Origin of the sequence: Microbacterium protaetiae, from assembly GCF_004135285.1 — a bacterium.
GTDB classification, from domain to species: domain Bacteria; phylum Actinomycetota; class Actinomycetes; order Actinomycetales; family Microbacteriaceae; genus Microbacterium; species Microbacterium protaetiae.
The window spans coordinates 3,509,044-3,529,804 of the sequence record NZ_CP035494.1; the positions used below are offsets into that span (position 1 = coordinate 3,509,044).

Sequence of the window (20,761 nt, forward strand, 5' to 3'; positions counted from 1 at the left end):
TACGCGGCATCAGCGGGGGCTCACTCGGCCTCTTCCGAACTTGTCGCGTGCGGCACGCCCACCGGCTTTGACTCGCTCGAGCCGCGCTGGCGCAGATAGATGGTGAAGGCCACCATCGCCCCCACCGCGAGGAACTCGGACTGCCAGTTCTGCAGCGTCCGGTTCCAGAAGTCCGGCGAGCTCACGTAGCCGACCCAGTCGACGGCTGCGGCAGCGTGCTCGGCGTTCTCCTCGTTCATCTGGACCATGCCGCCCAACGACTGGGCGAACCACGACAACAGAAAGATCGCCCCCATCGTGATCAGCAGCGAGTTGGCGTACAGCCAGCCGCGCAGGCCGCGCATTTTCGCCCATCGCGGCGAATCGGGCCGGGCATACTCCCCCACCAGTTGCTGCTCATCGGTCTCGACGCCGGCATTTCCCGGCTTCTTGGATTCGGGGGAACCCCGCTGAATGAGCCAGATCGTCGCGAAGATGAAGACGAAGAACTGCAGAAACTCCGATTGCCAGTTCTCTGCGACATCCACGAGAAATGCCGACGAACTCACGAACTGGCCGTATCCGATCGCCGGACGGCTGTGTCCGATCAGCTCTTCGTTGTTGGCCGCCCAGCCGGCGAACGACTGCCCGACGATCGCTGCCAGAAAGATCGCGAGCATGCACAGGCTGAGTCCGTTGTCGCGCAGGAATCGCCTCACCGTGCTCACCGCCCCACCAAGGGAATGATGACCATCACGGCGAGGCCACCGAAGATGATCGTCATCCACGCCCAGAACACGAAAAGCCGCCCGCCGCGCCCCGCGGCCTTGTCATCGTCCATTCCCGCACCGTAGCCACCGCTGCCCCCGCGCGGCGACCGGGTTGACAAGGTCGGCGATATCAGGAACCGTCCGCTGGCGTCAGAGCGGCTTGCCGCCGGTGACCGCCAACACCGACCCCGACACGTACGACGCGTCCTCGGATGCGAGATAGACATGGGCGCCGGCCAACTCGGCGGGCTGAGGGCTGAAAGGCTTGGATCGACGCGGTGACGATGATCGACGCGCCCGCCTTCAGGTGCGGCACGGCCGCGCGGGCCGCGAACAAAAGACCGTAGAGGTTCGTGCGTATCACGCGGTCCAGGCCCCCGGTGGGAAGGTCCGCGCCCTCCCGCGCATACGCGATGGCAACCGCACGGCCAATGCCCGAGTCACCGCCGGTGATCAGCGCCTTGCGCCCGGCGAGCCGGCCGTGTCCTTGGTAGCTCGGCCGCTGCGAGTGAAGCGGCCTTCGCCGCGTACGCGGCAGCACCGAGAGCATGGGCTCCCATATGGGCCACGCCCGAAGCTTGGCCAGCAGCGCGAGCGGCTGCTACCGCTGCAGGTGACGTCACCGATCTGGCAGCGCGTCCGGCTTCGAATCTCCGCTTGATCTCACCGGCGGGCGTTGAGTTCACCACGGCCGTAGGCGCGGGTGCGTTCGATGCCATCCCTCGCGCGATCGTCACCGGGAGCCTCACCCTCGAACATCGGCAGCACCCGCTCGGCGCAGTCGGCCGCCCACAGCGCCACAAGGCGCCGGTCGGCGTCGTCAAGTGTCTGCGGAGAGGCCATGCATCAATTCTCTCCGCACGTGCTCACACCTCGTGTGCAAGACGCGTGGCAGAGCACCGACGCCCAGGGTAAGCGCGTGGCCAACCAGACCTTCACCACCGGCATCGACATCAACGAAGACCAGGAAGCAACCCTCCGCTTAGCGGAGCCCTTCGCCGTCACGGCAAGCCTGAAAACCCATGTCAGGGGTTCGACTACGTCTGAAATGGTGGACCTCCGTAGAGAGTTTGAGAACCCCTGCCCACACCTCAAGACCTTGTCTTTGCGCAGGTCACGGGGCTTCTACAACCACGACCAGCGCTCCTCTGAGCCTACCGTTACCGATTCCAGGGGGCGAGTGGTGCGATCACTTGGGATGACTCAAACCCTCCTTCGCCCGGAGCAGGTCGACGATCTGGTGGCGCAGTACCGCGAGGGCGCAACGCTCGTGGAACTGGCATCCGTGTTCGGCGTGAACCGCCGCACAGTCGCCACCCACCTCACCCGGCGGGAGGTGACGATCCGCCGTGGACGGTTCGATCCCTCCCGCATCCACGAAGCAGCCGACCTCTACCTCAGCGGGTTGACGCTGGTAGAGGTCGGCGTGAAGGTTGGGGCGGGGCCTCAGGCTGTCCGGCGAGCGCTCGCTTCGCACGGCGTCGTGATTCGGCCTGGCGGGCGCTGTGGTTCTCGCATCACGGCATCCACTGCCGTGAGCGGTTGAGCCTAGACACGGAGGGCTGGCTCACGCAGGCTCGCCTCGCCGCGCGAGTCGTGGCGCTGGTGACGACGGACCGCGGCCTCGCGCAGGCGCGCACGGATGAGCAGAGCGACGCTCACGGGTCCCATGATGATGAACTTGAGCGCGTTCCAGCATGCCCACAGCACGATGAGGTGGAGCCAGCCTGGGCCGCCGTCGGCTGCCGAGCCAGAGCAGATGCTGGCGATCAGGATGTACGGAAGCGCGACCAGCATCGCTGGTATCCCCCACTTGAGTCCGCGCCGGGTGCGGATGGCAGCGAGCAGTCGGTTGCTCGGCATGTAGCGGTGCAGGTAGTCGCGGGTGCGAACGCTGAGCGTCCAGATAAGGCGGAACATGACGGGCCTCTCGTCACACGTGTTACTCCGTCGAGGAGGCAGAACGTGTATGAGTGCCCGAAGGCCGTCCCGGAGGACCCGCAATATGAGGAGAACCTGCCTCGCCATCCACTGTACGCCGGGGTCGGCGTTCATGGAACCCTCGGGCTCCCGGCGTCGCCGCGCGCACCTCTCTATACGAGTGAGAGGACCCGACGTGACGACGACCCTGAGCCAGGTAGTCCAGGACGAACGCACGGCGCGGATGGCGCTGTCGATACTCGTCGAACCGGACGATGCCGTGACCGGTCGCCTCCTGGGCGAGCTCGGCGCGCTTGAGCTGTTTCGGCTCGCCGAGGGTGAAGACTCGGTGCCGGGGCTCAGTACCGTTGACGCTCAAGTGTGGCGTGCCCAGTTCCGGCGCTCAGACACTCGGACACTTGAACAGAACCTCGTCGGAGCCGAGCGCGCCGGTATCGCCGCGCTGATTCCCGGCGACAAAGAATGGCCTTCCGCGCTCGACGATCTTGGCGACCGGCGGCCGTACGTCCTCTGGACTCGTGGCACGACATCGTTTCTCGCGCGACCGCTCAACGATCTCGTCACGATCACCGGCGCGAGGGCCTCGACCTCCTACGGCGAGCATGTGGCCGGACAGCTTGCCTCCGACCTCACCAGCGCTGAGCGGATCATCGTGGCCGGCGGTGCGTACGGCATCGAAGGTGCTGCTCATCGAGCGGCCCTCGCGTCAGGCGGCGACACGATCGCGGTCGTGGCGAACGGCGTTGATCGCCCCTACCCGATGGGGCACCGTGAACTGCTTGAGCGGGTGGCTGACCTCGGCCTCCTGGTCAGTGAGGTTCCGCCGGGCGCGGTGCCGACGCGCCATCGCTTCATCGCTCGGACGCGGCTGATGGCCGCGCTCTCCGCAGCGACCGTCGTTGTCGAGGCTGGCGTTCGCTCTGGATCGATGACCGTCGCCCGGCGTGCGCACGAACTCGGCCGCACCGTCGGAGCTGTTCCCGGTCCGGTGACCAGCGCAGCGAGCGCCGGGCCGCACCAACTCCTGCGAGATGGCGCGTCACTGGTGACGGATGCCGCGGACCTGCTCTCTCCACGCGGACGTGACGGCGCAAGCGCGATCCGGGCATCTGCGGCTTCCCGCGATTCAGGGCGGCCGTCAACAGCCACGAAGTCGATGAGCACCCGCGCCCTGTAGCTGCCTGCGAGCCGCTTCTACGATCTGCCGCTCAAGTGGCGATGTATGCCGAGCGCGCTGCTTTCGCCTTCTCCCAGTCCTCCTGCACTTCGCTCACAGTCGGCTTGGTGCTCATGTACTCGGCGGCGTGAGAGTGTCCGGTCATCCGTTCGCAAGCACGATCGAAGAGAGGTTCAATGACTGCGATGGCAGCATCGAGCCGAGAACTGTCGATCTTCGACAGGCGGGTCATCATGATGTTCTTGCGATATCGCTGTGTGACGTTCTGCAGGAGTTCCTGCTCAACGAATGCTTCGCACCAGGCGCGAATGAGGTCGTAGGTCTCTTTGATGAGTGCATCCTGGACCACGGGCTCCGCGCTGGTCATCTCTTGAAGTTTGACGTTGATCCGCTTGGCTAGATCGGCCGGCGTATCGAGCCTCGGCTCGACGTCCGGAGCCAGGATTCCCTTGGCCTCTCCACCGTCGCGCACCTCGTAGATTTTCGTCCTGAGCTTCTTGTTCTGCCTGGCGGCCATCAGCGCTGACGCGAACATGATGTTGTGGGTCAAGACAACAACCTGATGTGTCTCGGCGAGATTCTGGATGCGTGCAGCAACCTCATCAAGTCTGCGGTAGTCGAGACTTGTGACCGGGTCATCGAAGATCAGAGGTGCTTTGGTCCCTCGCATCCGACTCTCGGCAAGAAAGTCGGCCAGCGCCAACACCTTCTGCTCACCTTCCGAGAGCACCGCAGAGGGCTTGTAGGAGGCGACCGCCTTCTTGCGTTGCGCCTGTCCGCTACGCCCCTGAAATCGAAGTGCGACCTGAGGCGCTCGAAGACGAGCGCACTCCTCGGCGAACAGCGTCTCGAAGTTCTTGTTCACGAGGTCTTCACTGGCAAGCTTGGACTGGACCGTGAGTTGCTTCGACGCGCCGCTTGAAATGACCCGTGAGAGCTTGTCAAGTTGTTGCGCTCTTCGCGCACGTCGGACATACTCGCGGGCTGCGGCGATGTTGCGGTTCAATTCAATGCGTGCCGTGAGTTCTGAAAGCTCCTTCTGCTTTCCGGTGAGCGCGCTCGCCGCATTTGCTTTGTCCTCCGACATCTGCTGAACGGCCGCCCGTGCAGTCGCCAGTTCGGCTCCGACTTTGGAGGCCACTGCTTCCGCGCTCTCTCGGAGGGTGCCTGCGGTCACGGGCTTCCCATTCGCGGTGTCCTGAGCTGCGGCTCGGGCCGCCGCGAGCACGTCACATGCTTGGCTCGCCCATACCGGTGGGTCTTCACCATCCCGCTGTTCTGTGGCGAACTCGTTCGCGCGGGTGAGCTCGGCTTCGTCGAACCTGAGGCTGGAGTTGCGCACCTCGGTGTTCGCGTCCGCGACCTGACGGACAAGCGTTTCATCGAGGAACGTGCGATAGCGAGTCAGCAGGTTCAAGGCCGTCGGGCTGAGCTCCTGCATGCAGTAGAGACACTTGTCTCCGGCAGTTGGATAGTGCTCGCGGTCAAGGTGTTGGCGGTACGAGTCTCCCGCAACGATGAACTCCTGCCATTCCCCATCTGCGGGGCCTGGCAGCTCATCCTGACTGAAGAGTTGCTCTCGCGCTTCTGTCCTTCGACCTTCCGCTTCCTGGAGTTTCACCCGGGCTTTCTCGTAGACGACCGCATCGAAGTTCATCGCCGTTGTAAGCACGCCGTGCAGCCGATTGAGGTGACGTACCGTCTCCTGTGTGCTGGAGAGAATCGCGTCGAGCGAGTTGGAACGGAGCGCCGCGATCTCACCTTCGAGCCGCTCGCGGTCGGCCTCGGCACCGTCAGGCAGCGTTGCCAGTGCGTCAAGCTCCGCGAGGTCTGTGGTGGCACCCAGGGTCTCGATCACGGGATACACCTTCGTACCTCGCGTGAACCTCGACAACAGCGGGTTGCTCCCCGGCGCCAAGGCCTTGACCTCGGTTGCGATCCGCTGCTGAATGCCTTGCAGCCCGGCAGCGACGTGACCAAACAGTGCGAGTTCGGCCGGTGTGTAGACGTAACCCAGATCGCTGTCAACGTGCAACGAGACTGCGCTCGCGTCGAAGACGCTGAGGCGGGTGAATGGCGCAAGGCCGGATTCGTCCTTCCACATCACCGAGGAGTCCATGCCAGACAGTCGGTACTGGATGGTGGCGCTGGGCGACGGCGGGCTGTCGAGATAGGCGGTGTGCGCGTTCGGCAGGATGTCTTCAGCGGTCCGAACAGCCGAGATGCGCTTCAGTATTCGTGCATACCCGGTCTTCCCCGATCCGTTCTGCCCAAAGAGCACGGTCAGTTCCGGGTCGAAGCCAAGTTCTTGGTCAGCGGCGAGCGCATTGACGCCTTCGATGCTCGCCAGACTGACGAGTTCAAGAGTCTCCTCTTCCGCCGCATCCGTGGCGACGAGTTCAAGCTTCGGAACTTCCGGGGCCTCACCATCGCCAAGCCCCTTCTCCGCAAGGAAGGTGGTGTAGGCGGCGTCCAGCAGGGCATCGCTCGGCGCCTGGCGAGAGAGGATCGTTTCGGCAGTGATCTGACGCACCCATGCGTCCTGCCCGTTCGCCCAACCCACGAGCAAGCGTCGGGGCGTCGCGTCTCCCAAGTTGACCGAGACCTCTTCAGCGGCCACGTCTGCCTCCGTCCTGGCGAACGGTGTCAGGAGATACGTGTCGCCGATCCAGCTCGAACTGTCATGGTGCTGTCCATCATGCCTGAGGAGTCGGGGGTCGGGCCGGACGACACAGCGGCCGCGGCGCTCCGAAGCTCGTTCTGGCTCACAGCGACGGCCCGGTTCGCTGGGTCCGAGAGTGTCGGGAGTGTTCTTGATCTTGTTCGACGCGAGCGAGGTTCATCGTTCTGTCCAGGGCTGTACGCGCCCGCGCAGCGTCGATCCTCTGGGCCGCAGACTCGGGTGGGGCGCCGAGGGGTGCGTCGTCGGTGACGCGGTAGCGGTCTCGGTAGGCAGCGACCACGCGGGCAGCCTTGCGCCAGGTCGCGGCTCGTCGCCGGTCGGTGGGCGCTGCTCCAAGAGCGTTCGTCCACGGCGTGCTCTCCGTGAGCGCGGCTTCGAGAACGGCGTCGGCGCGTGCCTCGATCAGTGCTTCTCGCTCGTCGAGGGCTGCTCGCATTTCGGCGCCGATGGCCCCGTGCGCCTGTGGGATGAGGCCGGCGATGAGCCGCGGTGGCTTGCGAGTCCGGCCCGAGCCAGCCGGGCGGGCGGTCGCCCGCTCGACTCGGTAGTGGAGGACGGCGGCGATGTCGTCCGCGTCGCCGAATCCACGCGCAGTGACGAGGCGCGGCAGCAACGCATCGACATCGTGATGGTTCGCTTCAGCCCGGCGGAGTTCAGCCGTGAGCGGGCCGAACGCCTCGGACTCTATGGCGCTCTCGGCCTGCTCGTCGGTGAGCCCGGAGCCACGGACGAGGGTGGCCCAGCGGTCGTGCTGAGCGGCGGCGGCGATCGTCTCATACTCGGCGGTGAGCTGAGCGATAGAGCCCCACTGGTCCTGCTCAGCCACGATGGTCTCGTGCGCGGAGAGTTCGGCGCCGCTGTGCTGCAGAACGCCGTAGAGCACGCTTCGCGCGGTGGCGTGTGGGTCGTCACCAGGGTGCGGCTGGGCATGGTCGTCGGCGCGGTCGAGCGTCACGTAGGCATGGTTCGCGTGCCGTCCTCGGCTCATCGCGACGTAGAAGGTCTCTCGGGTCGAAGTCGGTTCGACCAGGACGTGCGCAGTGTCGGTCGTGATGCCTTGCGCGCGGTAGGCGGTGACCGCGTAGCCGAGATCGACATGCTCGGCCACGTACGAGGCTGGGAGGACGATGCTGCCGCCGAACCTGCGCCCTCGCCTGCGAGCCCTGATGGTTCCGTCGTCGCGAATGGTGGTGCTGGTGCCGTAGTCGCGTGCGATGGTGATTGTCCCGTCGTCGCCGACGGCGGTGATGGTCCATATGTCGCCGTTGCGTACCCAGTCCCGCCCTGCCATGGTGCGGAGGTTCCGGTTGTTGCGTCGGGTGATGATGGTGTCGCCGACGCCTGCGGCGGTGCCGTCGCGCAGTTCGACTTCGCGGTCGGGGATCAATGTCTTGTTGAGGATCAGGTCGGCGCGGGCGCGACGGTTCAGCACGGTCACGTCTTCGTGGGTTTCGGCGATCAGCACCGAGGTGAGTCCGGCGTCGCGGTCGGCGCGCCAGGCGTTGTAGGCCGTGTCGGTCATGGCCTCGGCGTCGCCGTCGGTGATGCGCTGGTGGGCGAGGTAGGTCTCGATGGCCCGGGTGCGTCCGTGGCGTAGCTCGAGTGAGGCGGTCTTCTCCCAGGTGTGGGTGAAGCGGTGAACATCGGCGAGTTCGGGGGTGTCGGCTCGGTCTCTGGCGATCATCGCGAATGCTCCGCCGGCGTCCACGGATTGCAGTTGGGCGTAGTCGCCGACCAGCAGCAGCTTCGCGCCCGCGTCCTGGGCGAGGTGGGTGATGCGGTCCAGGGACAGGGTGCCGGCGAGGGAGGCTTCGTCGATGATGACGAGCTGGCCCGCTTCGAAGGTGGTGCCGTGGATGAGGTGGTTCTGCCACCACTTCGCCGTGTTCTCGGTCGCGATTCCGAGGTCGTCGGCGAGGACCTGTGCGGCGACCGCTGACGGGGCGAAGCCGACGACTGAGCCGGGCCCGTGTTCGGCTTCCCATGCGCGGCGGAGTGCGTTCATGGCGGTGGTCTTGCCCGCCCCGGCGGGGCCGACGAGAACATCGAGGAGGCGTCCTGACACCGCGATGCGGGTCAGGGCGTCGGCTTGGTCGTCGCCGAGCATCCGGCCATCCGCGTCGGGGTTGCGCGTGATCTTCTCGACCGTCGTGAGCGGCACAGTCGGCGCGCTGAGGTTGGCGGCGCGTTCGAGGAGTCTGTCCTCGGCCGCGAGCTGGGACTCGGAGGTGAACACGGTCGAGCTCTTCGGCCGGAACACTGAGGTGCCGTCGGGGCGACGGAACACAACGGGCGAGGTGGCGAGTTCAGGTGGCGTGAGGCGGAGCGAGACGAGCTCGGCGGCGTCGGCGACCATCGCGACGATGGCTTCCCGGTCCTGAATGGTGGCGAACCGCCAGCCCATCGTCTGCCGGGATGCCTCGGCCATGAGATTCCAGCGTCGCCAGGTCGAGCGCTTCTCACCGACCACCTCGACCACTGAACGCCCAATCTCACCGATGACATCGAGCGGCACGTCGTCGGCACGCAGCAGGAGCGGCTTGTCGTTGTCGGTCACCTCGCGCGCCCATGTCGTCGCATCCCGCCCCAACGCTTTCGTGGCGCGCTCCCGCCATTCGGCGGTGAGGTCAGCCAAGGATCGGACCTGCTTCTCGGGGCGGGTCGCGAGTGTGGCTCGGGCTCGGAGTTTCATGATGGCTGCTGGTGCCGGTCGTCGTCCGTGCGCTGCAACATACTCAGCGATGAGGCGATCGGTCTCGGCGTCGATGTGACGGGCGCGGGTCGAGAACTCTGCGATCAGTTCCTCGGGCACTCCCGTGATCGCCCATGCCGGGTTGTGGTCGCGGCCCATCTCTCGGGCCTCCCACGAGACGCCGAAGGTGCGCGTCATATGGTCGGCGAACACGGCTTCATGTAGCTCGGAGAGCGCCACCACGGCGGCGTGCATCGGCCTGCCGTCGAGCGAACGCCACTTCCCATCGAAGTCGGTCTTGACCTTGTTGCTGATGACCACGTGCGTGTGGAGGTGGGGGTCGCCGGCGCGGGAGTCGAAGTGATCGAACGCGGTCGCGATCAGCCCCGTGACGTCGACCTGTGCAACCGCGCCATCTCCGGCGGTTGCGCCCGTGCGGGTGGCTGCAACCTCGCGCTCCATGAACGCAACCACCTCCGCAACCGCTCGATGATGCGCCTCCCCGATGAGCGCTTGGACCCCGGCGTCCGCGACTGCCCACAGCACGCTCGTGGACTTCGGGATGGAGAAGGTGAAGTCGAAGCCCGCCACAGCACGCCGTGTGCTGCGGGCAGTCTCCTCGGCAACGATCTGCGCGACAGCCTCGCCCTTGGCCCCAGGCGTCAGCGTCTGGCCAAGAGCGGCGATCCGCGCCTCGATCCGCTCGTCCTGGCTCTTGTACGCCGGGAAGCCCAGGCCGAGCTTGTCACCTGTGATCGGATCACATCCCGTGCCCATCAGGAGCTGGAGCTGGTCTTCTGACACTCGGTCGCCCACCTGAATCTCGCCCTTGCCAAGGGCCGCTACGCCAGCGCCGAGCCAGCGACCAGGCGGGGTGCCTTCCTCCATGTAGTAGCGGGTCAGCGGCGTTGAAAGCGGCCGGTTGCCGTCGGCCGCCGCGACGGTCCTGAGCAGGTACTTGTAGCCGTCACCTGCCGACATCACGCGCATCGAAACCGTCATTCTCGTCTCCGTTCCTGTCAGGCAGGTGAGCACCCTCACCTGGCGACTTCTGCTGCGGTGACGCCTGGCTCTACCTCGACCTGCAAGAGGCGTGTGACCTCCGAGGGCGGATGGAACGAAGGCCGGAGGTGGAGGAGTCGGGCGGTAGGCGCGTGTGGGTGTCGTGCACCTGACAGGTGGCCAGCTCGGCATCAGTTCTCGGTGAGGCACGGATGCCGGGGGCGACCGTTACCGGAGCAGACTTCATGTGCGACCTCACCGTCAGCGGCGAATCGCGACTCAGGATCGGGTCGCTGCTCAGCGGCCACGGCGGCCTCGACCTCGCCGTCGAGCACGTCTTCACCGCCAACACCGTGTGGTTCTCCGGACTCAACGCGCCCATCGCCCGCGTCTTCTCCCACCACTAGCCAGATGCACCGAACCTCGGCGACATCTCGACCATCGACTGGAGTCAAGTCGAGCCCGTGGACATCCTCATCGGCGGGTTCCCGTGCCAAGACGTTTCGACGGTAGGCAAGCGCGCCGGCCTCGCTCCGGGTACCCGCTCGGGGCTCTTGGCGCACGTGGCCGCAGCCATCGACGCGCTCCAGCCCGAGTGGTGACGGCGCTCACTGAAATTCCCCACTTCAACTTCAACTCTGAGGAATTTCGCTGAGCGCCGTCAACGCTGTGGTCCCTGATCGACGGGCTGTTCAGCGCTGGGGACGCTACGCCGACGCCATCACCCGTTGGGAACACGTCACCAGACGCCCCGCGCCAGCGCCAGCCCTCCTGAACGAAGCCGACGGCCCTCGCCCAGCACCGGCGTTCGTGGAGTGGCTGATGGGCTTGCCCGCTGGATGGGTCACCGATGCCCATGAGCTGACGCAGAACCAGCAGATCACCGCGCTTGGCAACGGAGTGCTACCTCTCCAGGCGGTGTCCGCACTGTCGCTGCTCGCCGCGTGAACGTCGGCTACGCGAGAGCCGCGTCCTCCGGTGCGCCCGGTGTTGTTCCCAGAGCGGCAAGTAGGCGGGTCCGGATTCGCTGCTTGCGCTCCTCGAAGAACGACGTGAAGTCGGCCAGGTCGAGCGGAAGACCGTCGAGGTCGTTCTCGGCGAGGTAGGTGGCTCGCTTGTCCTCGCTCGGGAAGGCGGTGTCGATCCACTCCGCAGGCAGGCTGTCCTGCTTCTCGATGTTGGCGGTCCCGGCGAGCAGCTGGAGGTTCGGCAGGAGGTTCACGGCCGCCAGGTAGTCGTCAATCTTGTCGAGCGGAATCCCTGCGTCGAGGAGCTTCTTCCTGGTGAACCGGGACTTGGGGAAGATGTGGTCTTCGTGGAACTTCTTGCTCAGGTCCAGCCCCGGGTACAGCACGGACAGCACTGAGAACGTCCGCTGACCGGCGTACTTGAGGTTGAGCAGCTCGTCGATCTCGGCGTTGTCGAACGCGAGGCTCTTGCCGACGGCCGCCATCGCCTCCTCGACCGCAGCGACCGGGAAGCCATTGGGCGAGTTGGTGCGGAGGACATCGCGGATGCGGGTGAGGAGCGTGTCGAGCCCCGACCCCCAGATGCCACGCTTGACCAGCGAGCGCGTCACCCACCGTTGCAGGGCGAGCCTGTCGGCCGCGTCCGCAGTGGAGTCGAGGTAGGAGTCGCCTGCACCTCGGAGGTGCAGGTAGTGCGCGACCGGGACGATCACGCTGTTCGCGGTGAGGTTGCGCTCGTTGTACCCGAACTGCTGAAGCAACGTAGCGGCACGCAGCAAGGCTCCCTTGATCTGCGGCCACGCGGCCTCCACCCTGGCCATGTTCCCCTGGGTGAAGTTGGTGACCTTGAACCGCACATCCACGTCCGCGATCGTCAGCGCGGTCTTCAGCACCACATCCTTGGAGAACGAGAACTGGCGGCCGGCGTTGCTGTTGATCTCGGAGACCAGCGAGCGGACCTCCTCACGAGCGTCCAGCTCCTGCCACTGGTTCGTTGCCATCGACAGCAGAAGGTCGGAATAGGAGAGCGTGGTGCCGCCGCTGTTGACGCGGACGAAGATTTCGAGCACCTTGTCGGCATCCTGATCGGTGACCAGGAAGTAGTTCATCGGCTTGAGAACCCGCACCGCCTCGTACAGGTCGTAGAGCCGCTGGAATGCGTCAGCCGATCCGGCGATGCCCCGTTGCTCCAGCTCCCGCATGATCGCAGGGCCGGCGTTGGCAAGATCGAGGACCGCGCCGACCCGGAACCACTTGTCGGCCTCGCCGTCCGCCGGGGCCGCCTCCCGGTCGGTGAGGAACCGCAGGTCATACTTGGTGCCGAGTTCCTCGTCGTCGGGGTCGTCGACGAGGTTGAGATAGAGGCGCATGACGGGGAACGCATCCGCGCTGTTCCACCACGCGTACTTCTTCTTCTCCGCGAAGCTGCCGTACAGCGCGATGTTCAGCGAGGTGAGCCGCTGCTGCCCATCGAGCACCGCCGTCGTGCCGCTCCCCGAGGGAACAGTCGCCTTGCCCGCGTAGGGGTTATCGCGCTCGTGGTAGTTCGTCAGAAACTCATAGAACGTGTACGACTGCGCCGTCTCGGGCTTGACGTCCCAGAGCAGGAAGGACCCGACGGGGTACCCACGCATGAGGCTGTCGACGAGCTTGGTGATCTGGTCGGCGCCCCAGACGAACTCGCGCTGGATCGCCGGCATCAGGTACTCGCGCTTGTGGATAGCGGTCAGCATCTCCTCGATGCTGCGCGGGGTCTGGAACGACATACGGTGTGACTTCTCTCAATCAGACTGGCGGATGGTCAGGCTATGGTCTTATCCCCATGGCGACGACAGTGTCGCAAGGGGTCATAGCGACAAAGCTCGTTGCGGGATTCGATGCAGGTCCAGGGCAGAGCGGCGCGAACCCAATGAGCGCCGGCCATCAAATCACCCACTCGTTCGGCCGCATGGATACTCCGACTGTCTGCTCGTTCATTCGTCGAGTGCTTTCACGAGGGCGTCCTGCGCGTCACTGTAGAAAATGAACGAGACTTTCGTAGCGACCTCGTCGCTGACATCGAGGAGTTGGCGGCGGGCAGACACCGGGAGCAAGAGGGCCGTCGCTCCCTTCTCCATCGCGTGCTCGGCGAGTTGCGCCGCGTTGAGGATCGTCTCGACGCCGCCGCCGAGCGACAGATTGCCGACAGCGATTAGGCCACCCCGGATTGACCGCTGGAGCATCGCCGAGGCCAGCGCGAGGAGGATCGGCAGTCCTAGGCCGGCACCGGTCTTGGCAGCGTCGAGCGCCCGTACCTGAGCGGTGAGGTTGTGCTCGCGCGGGTCGCGGTCGCCCACGAGTTGCCTCGCCTGGGCGATGAGGTTCTGCTCTGCGACCTTGAAGCTTTCCCGGAGCGTGGCGGGGGCGGCCTGGTTGAGTAGACCGCGTGCACCAGAGCCGGGCGTGTCCGCCGCCTCGATTCGGTAGAGCCCTGGGCCTACGTCGCCGCCGCCCTCGGAGATCGCCCACACCTGGCCGGGAGGCAGCGGATCAAGGCCGATCGAGTCGGGGCTCGCGAGTTCGGGAGTCGAGACGAACTGCTCGACTCCCTCGCCGAGGCGGTAGCCGAACTGGGTGTTACGGAACTCTGCTGCGCCGATGCGGCGCTGTTGTTCCTTGACGCGACGGCGGCACTCCAGGGCGATGCGCACCGCCCATTCGAGGTCCTCGTCGGAGATCGTGGCTTCGGCGTCGGGATACAAGAGCTTGAGCAAGCCATCAACCGTCTTGTTGACGGCCGACAGGTCTCTGCCCGACAGTGCATCGGAGTAGTTGACCCGCCCCTGGATCGAGGTGAGGCGAGACTGGTCGCGAAGGCGCGACCAGCACTCGGAGAGGAAGTCACTCACGAGTCCGAAGTGGTGAGTGAAGTAGGTCGGGTTGAGCTTCGGAACGTCCCAGCCGGGCAGGTAGGCGTGGATACGGTCCATGAACGCTGTATCGTCTCGCATCTCCGGTGGCAGCGGAGAGAGCAGGTGGCCGATCCGCTGCTGGTGGGCGACATCCACGTCGAAGTTCCCGACCAACATGATCGAACCGTCAGCACGGATGGACTCACGGCCGCGGGAGAACTCGCCAGACTCCATGTAGCCCTTCATGATGTTGACGCCATCCTTCTGATCGAAGGAGACGCCGGAGACTTCGTCGAAACACACAACGTCGTATTGCGCGACAAGGCCGCGCTGTCCAGTGGCGTTGTTGACGAACATCCGGGCGACGGTGGCCTTGCCGCCGGAGATCAAGTGCGCGTAGGGCGAGACCTGTTGGAACAGGTGGGACTTGCCGGTGCCGCGAGGCCCTAGTTCGACCATGTTGAAGTTCCGCTGCACGAACGGGACCATGCGGAGCAACAGCACGTCTTGTTCGCGCTCGGTGAGTTGCGCAGGTTCGAAACCCACTGACCGCAGCAGGAGGTGCTTCCACTGCGCCGTAGTGAACCGTGAGCGACCTTCGGCTAGACGCGATAGTGAATCGCGGGTCGAGAGTTGGATAGGGCGGAGCGACCCGATAGCGAAGGGCTTGCCGTTGTTCTCATCAGCGATCGCGGCGTCGTAGAACAGATCAACCTCGGCATAAAAGCCACCGGTCAGCATGCGCTCGTTGTCACGGACAACGTCATCGTCGATGCGCACGTCTCGGAGCCCAAGGCTCGGCAGCTCGGCAACGTAGGCGTTCGACTTCGCATCGAGTCGGGCCTTCACGAGATCAATGAGCTTGACAGTCATGCGCTCACGCGCGCGTGACTTGAAGAGCTCTTCTTCGCCTGCCCGTACAGTGCGGTCAGCGAGCAGTCGTCGTACGACCTGGAGCCCTTCTTCGATCTCCTCCGGGTCGGTTGTGGCGCAGTAGCGTCCGATGAGGAACTCTCCGACATAGGTCGGGACGGGATACGCGCCCTTGAACTGCTGGGCGAGGTCCTTGCGAACGACGTACCCCTCGAAGGCGGATGCTGCGATCGTGTCGATCTCGTCGAGCGCGATTGCCTCGGTCATTCGACGCCTCCTACCGTGGTTTGTGCTTGCGCTAGAATTCCACCGCTCGGGTCGAGTAGTACAACCCAGGCGCTCGCCCCAGCAGGAGCCTGTTCCTCATCGACGAGCACCTTGACCTCGCCCGGCTCGGTGGGCGCCTTCGGGCCGCCGACGGCGCTCGATGCGTCGGCGGGGTGAAGCCGAACTTCGGCGGCCACTTCGGCTTCGGCAGGGCCGTAGTCGATGCGGCAGCGCTGTCCTGTCCATCGAACAGCTTCAATCTGGACGGGCGCAGCGGCCGAGTCGCCGCGGGTCACGGTGACGAAGGGAATCACGCATTCCTGGAGACTCAATCCGCCGTGCTCGTACAGGCAGCCCGCTTCAAATGCGGCAGCTCCGGGTGCGCTGACCATGTCGACAGATGAGTCCCAAGTCCAGGGCAGGATCGGGAAATCCGGGCGGGCCGCGGCGGCTTTCAACCGCGCCACACGCGGTTTGCGGGCAGCATCACCTTCCGTCACCTGTATCGGGAGGGTGACCTTCTGCGCTGCCTGGCCGGGCAAGAGGAACCCGTGATCGGTGACCACGACGACCTTCCGCCACCCTGCGTCAAGCAGCGTACGAACGCGCTCGGCGATGAGGTCGAGGTGGTGGTCGATGAGGTCCGCCATCTGATGCCCGTGCGAGTGGCCCAGCGAGTCGATCATGTTCGTCTGCGTCCACGCTGTTCCGGCCGGGTCGCCGACCTGAGCGGTGTCCCAGTCGAGGAACTGCACCTCCGCCCCAGCGAGGGCCGATCGCAGCACTGCACCCTTCACAGATCGCCCCTGATCGTCGGCCGCGTCGAAGGCCGCGCCGCCAGCCATGCTGATCCTGATCGGCGCCACCGCCGGCTGGCCGGTTGGCGTGACGCTGGGGAAAGCCGCCTGGCGCGGCTCCACAACTACCGCGAGACCCGACAGTCGGCGAGCAACACGGGTGGCCAGGTCGTAGCGCAGTGCATCGACGTAGACCACGCATGTTCCGGCGGCTACGTCGAGGCCCGTCTGGCCGAGGTAGGTGCCAACTGCGGCCTTCTGGAATGCTCGTGCCGACTGATCGACCCACGGGTCGTAGATCGCGCCGAGAGCGTGGGTGACAGCGGCCCTGTCTTGTGCGGTCTTGGCCGTCGCGATCGTCCGCAGTGCGAGGTCGTCAATCACGTGGCCCTCGTGGCTGTACCAGGCAACTTGACTCTGGAGATCTGTTGCTGTCGAAGCGGTCGCTACACGGTTTGCCAGTTCCGCGAGGTGACCGGCGGCCCTCGCAAGGGGCGCCTGACCGAGAGCAGCCCATACGTTGTCTTCGCGCGGCGTGTGCGCGGCAGCGAGCTCTTCAACGCGACCACGCGGGTCGGGATGAGTGCCCAATGCATTGAGTGCCGACCTGAGCGCGTCCTCCTGGTCGCGGTTCCACGAAGGCCACGAGTCAGGGTGTGGGTCGGTGTCTCCAAAGAGCGGCACGACAGAGGGCCGCGCCTGGTCGAGCAAGGCAGGAAGGTTCGGATAACGGCTCGGGTTCTCCGCAAACCGTTGCCAGACAGCTCCCCACTCACCCGTTCGGCCGCCGAGCTTACTGGCTGCAGTGAGAGCGCCGTCCTTGTCGGGGCTGATGCCGTAGACGGACTTGCAGGAGGCGACAAGGGCCTGCCACTGCGCACCTTCGAGCGAAGCCCTCACCTCGTCCGGCTCGTTCATCCATTCGAGGAGGGTGCGAACCGTGTCATCGAGCACGAGGTGGTGCAGGCGAGACGAATCGAGGCGCCCCATACGTTTGAGATCGTCGATGTCCTCGAAGAGGAACTTGTCCAGCACCTGAGCGAGGGCCGCCTTCGTCGCACTGTCACTCGCGATGTCGAGCCCCGCACCCTGCTTCGACGCAAGGAAAGAGTGCGGCGTCCAGGGCGTCTGACCGTGGGCAGAGGGCCACCAGTTCGAGCGGATCGCAACCTCGGCCAACGGCGCGAGCGAGTCATCGAGCGCCGCTGCCTCTACCACGGAGCCTCGACTGACACCCGGCAGGTAGATCACCCACGGATTGCGCTCGTCTCGTTCGGCAAGATGAGCTGGGAGTTCCACGGACTCGGGCGAGGCAAGAACGGCTCGAAGCCAAAGCGCTGGACCTCGTGCAGCCGCGGGGTCGTACTCTCCGAGCACCAAGATGGGCACTGCCTCTTGGAAGATGCGAATCACCGGCTCCCAGGTGCGCTCAGGATCGGCCCACAGAACAGCGGCTGGGGCAGAGTTCGCCCCCGCGTTGAAGGCAGCAGCGTCACGGAGGGCTTTCGCGACGACGGCACGGACAAGCGTCATTTGGCGTCCCCCGCATCGCGCCGGGCAGCACGGCGCTCCTCAAGCGTCGGGTGCAGATCGTTGTGCCGTTCCGACCCGTCGGGATTTGTTCCACGGTCCTTTCGCCAGTGGACATTCACCTTGGACCGGAGCACGTCGGCGATCACGAACGGACGGATGTTCAAACGAACCCCGTCATCAACGTCAGGCTCCCACCCGATCGGCTGCTCGGCCATCTCCTTCCACCGGACGTACACGTCATAGGGCGGCTCGCCGCCAAGAATCAGCTGGAGTCTGCGCTGAAGTTCTTCGGCGGCAGCCAGCCGCGCATCGGCACCTGGACGCTCTGCGCGGGCCTCATGCTTCTGCCGGTCGATCCATGCGCCAAGGACGGTAAAAGTGAGCTTCTCAAGCGTTGGCCGATCAAGACGGTGGTAGTTGACAATTGCCGAGAACCCGTCCTTCCGGCCATCCCAGATGTGCCACAGGAACGGCCGGTTGTCGAAGACCTTGACGTGTTGGGTAAAGAACGAGTCGCGTAGCCAGTCCTCCAAGCGCGCGTTCTTGCCACCGGCCGCCGTGACCAGTTGCCGTTCCAACGCGGCAGACCAACGGTCGCCGTAGGCATCGGCGAGCAGAGCGCGCAGGCGGGTGGTCGCGTCGGCTTCGCCGGGGAGTGATTGCAGGGCAACGATGCCGTCGGCGTCGACATGCGCGTCGAGCGCGTCGGCGGCCTGGTCCGGCCAGCGATAGCCGAGGAGGCGCGCGACCGCAACCTGGAGAGGTCGGGTCGAGGAGGCGACCTGACCGTCGAACAGCCACTGCGTTGGGTCGTCGGAGTGAGGAGACGGGAGTCCGTGAGGGTATGACTCTTCAGCAACCTTCTGCCAGTGGTCGCGGTCAAACGGCACTTTGACCAGGTAGCCCGAATCAACCATCACCTTGGAATTTATTCGTCTGACGTCGGCGACGTACTCAGGAGAACTCATGTACGCCCACATAGCCGGGAGGTCTGACTCATTCATCGGGATCACCGGCGCAGTGGCGTGGTTGAACATCTCCCCGCGGTAGATAGTCGCACGGATCGCTGACTGACCTACCAGTACTCCAACCTTCCCACGAAGGTGTGGAGGCGTTAGGTTGGTCGCCTTGGCTTCGACAAGTTCGGCGCCCCCGCCATTCCACCGAAGCAGATATTCACGGCCAGTGTACGGGCCGGTCGAGAGTGGCGATGTCACGTACCGCTCCCAAACTGCGGGCGAACCAGAGACCTCCCAAAAGTGGAGGACGAAGCGTCCCGAGTCCCGAGTCACGAGGCCATGCCAACTGGCTGCGCGGCTCGACAGGAGACTCTTGCCAAGCGCGCTCGCGTCGAGCACCGATCCCGGGTGCTTGCGGACCTCGGCAAAAGCGACCAAGTCAAAGTCACCAACCCTGAGCACTTCGGCTTTGGCATCTACCGATCTTGGCTGGCGTGCATCAACGAACATCATGTCGTTCTGAGGGCGCGCGGAGAGCAGCACCAGAGCAGACTGCACGACTTGGCCAGTGATCGTCTGGAATGCGCCCGGTCCAAGCGGAGCCACTACGTTCCATCCGGCGTGATTGAGCAGGTGCACGCGAAGTGAGCTGAAGGACTTGAGGAAGAGCCAATTCATCGGCATAACGGCCGCGATGGTGCCGCTCTCTCCGGGGAGGTACCGCTCAAGCATTGCCGTCGCAAGCTCCGTGCTTGATCGCGGGAAGCGGTCAGCGATGAACTCGGCCGTGGCCTCGTCCATCCGTTGTGTGCTCAGGTATGGAGGATTGGTGGCTACCAGGGTGTAGTCGCGGCCAAGCAGACCTGCCGCATGTATGACATCCTCGGCAGCATGCCCGAGAACCGTCGTGTCCTGCCGCTCTACTCGGAGGGCTGTCGCGAGCAGGCTGCGCACTCGCTCTGCCGACACCCCGATAGTAAGGTCGCGCCCGAATAGCCCATCGCGCTGCTCCGTGGGCCGCGGGTCAAGCAGTGACCCCAAGCTGTCGGCGTTACGGAACAGCGAATGGAGGCCGCGCATAGCCTTGCGTAGTTCGTCGTCATCGCCCGCGAGCGATTCCCACTCCTGCGAAGCCCCGCGGACAGGCACACCAGAGCATGCAATCTGCGGAGCAGGAAGTTCACGGAACCCACCCTGCTTCCACGCCTCCAGCGCCACGTTGAAAGTCGCGATCTGAGTGCAGCGCGGGTCCAGTTCGAGCCCGTGGAGGTTGTCGCGGAGGACCGCATCTTGTGCCTCGGCCGGCGTGAGGCCCTCCTCCTCGGCGCGCATGCGCCAGAGCATGCCGAACATCGCGACAAGGAAGTGACCGGAGCCGCAGCAGGGGTCCATCACCGTCACGTCGGCAGCACGATCGGGCCAGTCGCTGAACGAACCGGCGGCAGGAGTGCCATCCTCATTGCGGCGGAGATACTCCCAGCCGTCAAGCAGAGCAGATTCGGGGTGACGTGCGGCCCACCATGCTCCGAGCGAGTTCTCGAGCAGGAATCGAACCATGTAGTTCTCGGTGAAGAGCTGTGTGACGGGCGAGAGGTCGGCCCCGCCGATCTTGGCGCCTGACTCGTTGACGCGCTTCTTCTCGGCCGTCTGCCAGAACTGGTAGACCCAGCCAAGCGCGTCCTCCGTCGTGAAAACCTCGGACGGAATGTCAAGAAGGAGGCGCTCCAGCGCACTACGGTGTTCGGCTGCGAACTGGACTTGTACCGCGGGGTCGGTGAGGCGGAACACGCCGGGCAGAATCTCTGAGGCGAACCGCGCGGCAACGGCCCAGGCATCCGGCTCGCCAAGGTCAGACGCGAGATCGCTGCAGTCTTCCAATGACAACGGGATATCGCGGTAATCCGGATGCCGGAGCAGGCCATTGACTTCCAGGAAGCGCGCGAACAGCAAGCGATGCCACTGCTCGTAGGCAACGTCGTGCACCAGGTTGGTGAGCGGTGCACCTGCGCATGCGGTGTCATCGCCGAGCTGCCGTGCTTTGTCGCGGAGCGCGAGCCGGAGCTTGTTCTGCTCGTCACTCAGGTAGCCCGGACGGCTCGGCTCGGCAACCGCGAGAGCGCGCAGAGCATCCTCGGCTGCGCGTTGTGCAGCCTCGCGGGCGCGCTGCGTCTGGGCATCTAGAAAGCGTCGTTGGTCGAAGTTGAGGACTTTCGTCGTTTCTGTCGTCAT

General features: G+C 65.1%; 15 protein-coding genes and 1 pseudogene. 5 read left to right on the forward strand and 11 right to left on the reverse strand.

The features are described 5' to 3' along the window. Nucleotides 1-20: 20 nt before the first annotated feature. From ET475_RS16370 to ET475_RS18340, 4 genes and pseudogenes are all read right to left on the reverse strand, one after another. Nucleotides 21-707 (reverse strand): DUF6766 family protein, encoded by a 687-nt coding sequence (locus ET475_RS16370; RefSeq protein WP_165310969.1) that lies wholly within the window; start codon nt 705-707, stop codon nt 21-23. 192 nt (nt 708-899) lie between these two features. Then, nucleotides 900-1,299 (reverse strand): annotated as a pseudogene (locus ET475_RS18195) (Rossmann-fold NAD(P)-binding domain-containing protein). After that, nucleotides 1,190-1,468, reverse strand: coding sequence for a putative immunity protein (locus ET475_RS18335; RefSeq protein ID WP_340638588.1), 279 nt, complete (start codon nt 1,466-1,468; stop codon nt 1,190-1,192). The pseudogene ET475_RS18195 and the gene ET475_RS18335 overlap by 110 nt, the downstream one beginning before the upstream one ends. Next, nucleotides 1,413-1,592, reverse strand: a complete 180-nt coding sequence (locus tag ET475_RS18340) for a putative immunity protein (RefSeq protein WP_340638589.1) — start codon at nt 1,590-1,592, stop codon at nt 1,413-1,415. The genes ET475_RS18335 and ET475_RS18340 overlap by 56 nt, the downstream gene beginning before the upstream one ends. A 76-nt stretch (nt 1,593-1,668) precedes the next feature. On the opposite strand from ET475_RS18340, the gene ET475_RS16385 reads away from it, so the two are divergent. Beyond that, nucleotides 1,669-2,295 carry a hypothetical protein gene (locus tag ET475_RS16385; protein ID WP_242497677.1) on the forward strand — a complete coding sequence of 209 codons (627 nt, stop codon included), beginning with the start codon at nt 1,669-1,671 and terminating at the stop codon, nt 2,293-2,295. A 2-nt stretch (nt 2,296-2,297) separates the two neighbouring features. Here the strand turns inward: ET475_RS16385 and ET475_RS16390 are convergent, their stop codons facing one another. Further along, entirely contained in the window at nt 2,298-2,669 is a 372-nt protein-coding gene (locus tag ET475_RS16390) for a sulfate permease (protein WP_129392746.1), read from the reverse strand. Between the two features lie 196 nt (nt 2,670-2,865). On the opposite strand from ET475_RS16390, the gene dprA reads away from it, so the two are divergent. Beyond that, nucleotides 2,866-3,867: a DNA-processing protein DprA gene (gene dprA / locus ET475_RS16395; protein WP_242497678.1), complete on the forward strand. Its 1,002-nt coding sequence runs from the start codon at nt 2,866-2,868 to the stop codon at nt 3,865-3,867. A 31-nt stretch (nt 3,868-3,898) separates the two neighbouring features. Here the strand turns inward: dprA and ET475_RS16400 are convergent, their stop codons facing one another. After that, complete coding sequence (locus ET475_RS16400) at nt 3,899-6,487, reverse strand: AAA family ATPase (RefSeq protein WP_129392749.1); 2,589 nt, start codon at nt 6,485-6,487, stop codon at nt 3,899-3,901. A gap of 145 nt (nt 6,488-6,632) precedes the next feature. Beyond that, on the reverse strand, nt 6,633-10,244 hold the full coding sequence (gene mobF / locus ET475_RS16405; protein WP_242497870.1) for a MobF family relaxase: 3,612 nt from the start codon (nt 10,242-10,244) through the stop codon (nt 6,633-6,635). Between the two features lie 245 nt (nt 10,245-10,489). Here mobF and ET475_RS18200 point away from each other — a divergent pair, with 245 nt between their 5' ends. The 3 genes from ET475_RS18200 to ET475_RS18300 all read left to right on the forward strand — a co-directional run bounded on the left by ET475_RS18200 (nt 10,490) and on the right by ET475_RS18300 (nt 11,192). Beyond that, entirely contained in the window at nt 10,490-10,651 is a 162-nt protein-coding gene (locus ET475_RS18200) for a hypothetical protein (protein WP_227007193.1), read from the forward strand. A gap of 57 nt (nt 10,652-10,708) precedes the next feature. Then, the gene (locus ET475_RS18205) at nt 10,709-10,846 is read left to right on the forward strand and encodes a DNA cytosine methyltransferase (protein ID WP_242497679.1); all 138 of its coding nucleotides are present in this window, start codon (nt 10,709-10,711) and stop codon (nt 10,844-10,846) included. A gap of 220 nt (nt 10,847-11,066) precedes the next feature. Continuing rightward, nucleotides 11,067-11,192, forward strand: coding sequence for a hypothetical protein (locus ET475_RS18300; protein WP_277985761.1), 126 nt, complete (start codon nt 11,067-11,069; stop codon nt 11,190-11,192). Nucleotides 11,193-11,199: 7 nt separating this feature from the next. Here ET475_RS18300 and ET475_RS16420 read toward each other — a convergent pair whose 3' ends face one another. The 4 genes from ET475_RS16420 to ET475_RS16435 form a co-directional block, all read right to left on the reverse strand. Next, the gene (locus tag ET475_RS16420; protein ID WP_129392752.1) at nt 11,200-12,978 is read right to left on the reverse strand and encodes a DUF262 domain-containing protein; all 1,779 of its coding nucleotides are present in this window, start codon (nt 12,976-12,978) and stop codon (nt 11,200-11,202) included. 207 nt (nt 12,979-13,185) lie between these two features. Beyond that, nucleotides 13,186-15,243 (reverse strand): protease Lon-related BREX system protein BrxL, encoded by a 2,058-nt coding sequence (gene brxL, locus ET475_RS16425; RefSeq protein ID WP_207205373.1) that lies wholly within the window; start codon nt 15,241-15,243, stop codon nt 13,186-13,188. Beyond that, nucleotides 15,240-17,573, reverse strand: a complete 2,334-nt coding sequence (gene pglZ, locus ET475_RS16430) for a BREX-1 system phosphatase PglZ type B (protein ID WP_129392755.1) — start codon at nt 17,571-17,573, stop codon at nt 15,240-15,242. Before pglZ ends, brxL begins: the two co-directional genes overlap by 4 nt. Then, on the reverse strand, nt 17,570-20,761 hold the full coding sequence (locus tag ET475_RS16435) for a BREX-1 system adenine-specific DNA-methyltransferase PglX (protein ID WP_129392758.1): 3,192 nt from the start codon (nt 20,759-20,761) through the stop codon (nt 17,570-17,572). Before ET475_RS16435 ends, pglZ begins: the two co-directional genes overlap by 4 nt.

Coding starts and splice junctions, on each gene's coding strand:
- mobF (WP_242497870.1), bottom strand. CDS start 10,244: ATGACGGTTTCGATGCGCGTGATGTCGGCAGGTGACGGCTACAAGTAC.
- brxL (WP_207205373.1), bottom strand. CDS start 15,243: ATGACCGAGGCAATCGCGCTCGACGAGATCGACACGATCGCAGCATCC.
- pglZ (WP_129392755.1), bottom strand. CDS start 17,573: ATGACGCTTGTCCGTGCCGTCGTCGCGAAAGCCCTCCGTGACGCTGCT.
- ET475_RS16420 (WP_129392752.1), bottom strand. CDS start 12,978: ATGTCGTTCCAGACCCCGCGCAGCATCGAGGAGATGCTGACCGCTATC.
- ET475_RS18200 (WP_227007193.1), top strand. CDS start 10,490: ATGTGCGACCTCACCGTCAGCGGCGAATCGCGACTCAGGATCGGGTCG.
- ET475_RS18340 (WP_340638589.1), bottom strand. CDS start 1,592: ATGGCCTCTCCGCAGACACTTGACGACGCCGACCGGCGCCTTGTGGCG.
- ET475_RS16435 (WP_129392758.1), bottom strand. CDS start 20,761: ATGACGACAGAAACGACGAAAGTCCTCAACTTCGACCAACGACGCTTT.
- ET475_RS16390 (WP_129392746.1), bottom strand. CDS start 2,669: ATGTTCCGCCTTATCTGGACGCTCAGCGTTCGCACCCGCGACTACCTG.
- ET475_RS18300 (WP_277985761.1), top strand. CDS start 11,067: ATGGGCTTGCCCGCTGGATGGGTCACCGATGCCCATGAGCTGACGCAG.
- ET475_RS18335 (WP_340638588.1), bottom strand. CDS start 1,468: ATGGCATCGAACGCACCCGCGCCTACGGCCGTGGTGAACTCAACGCCC.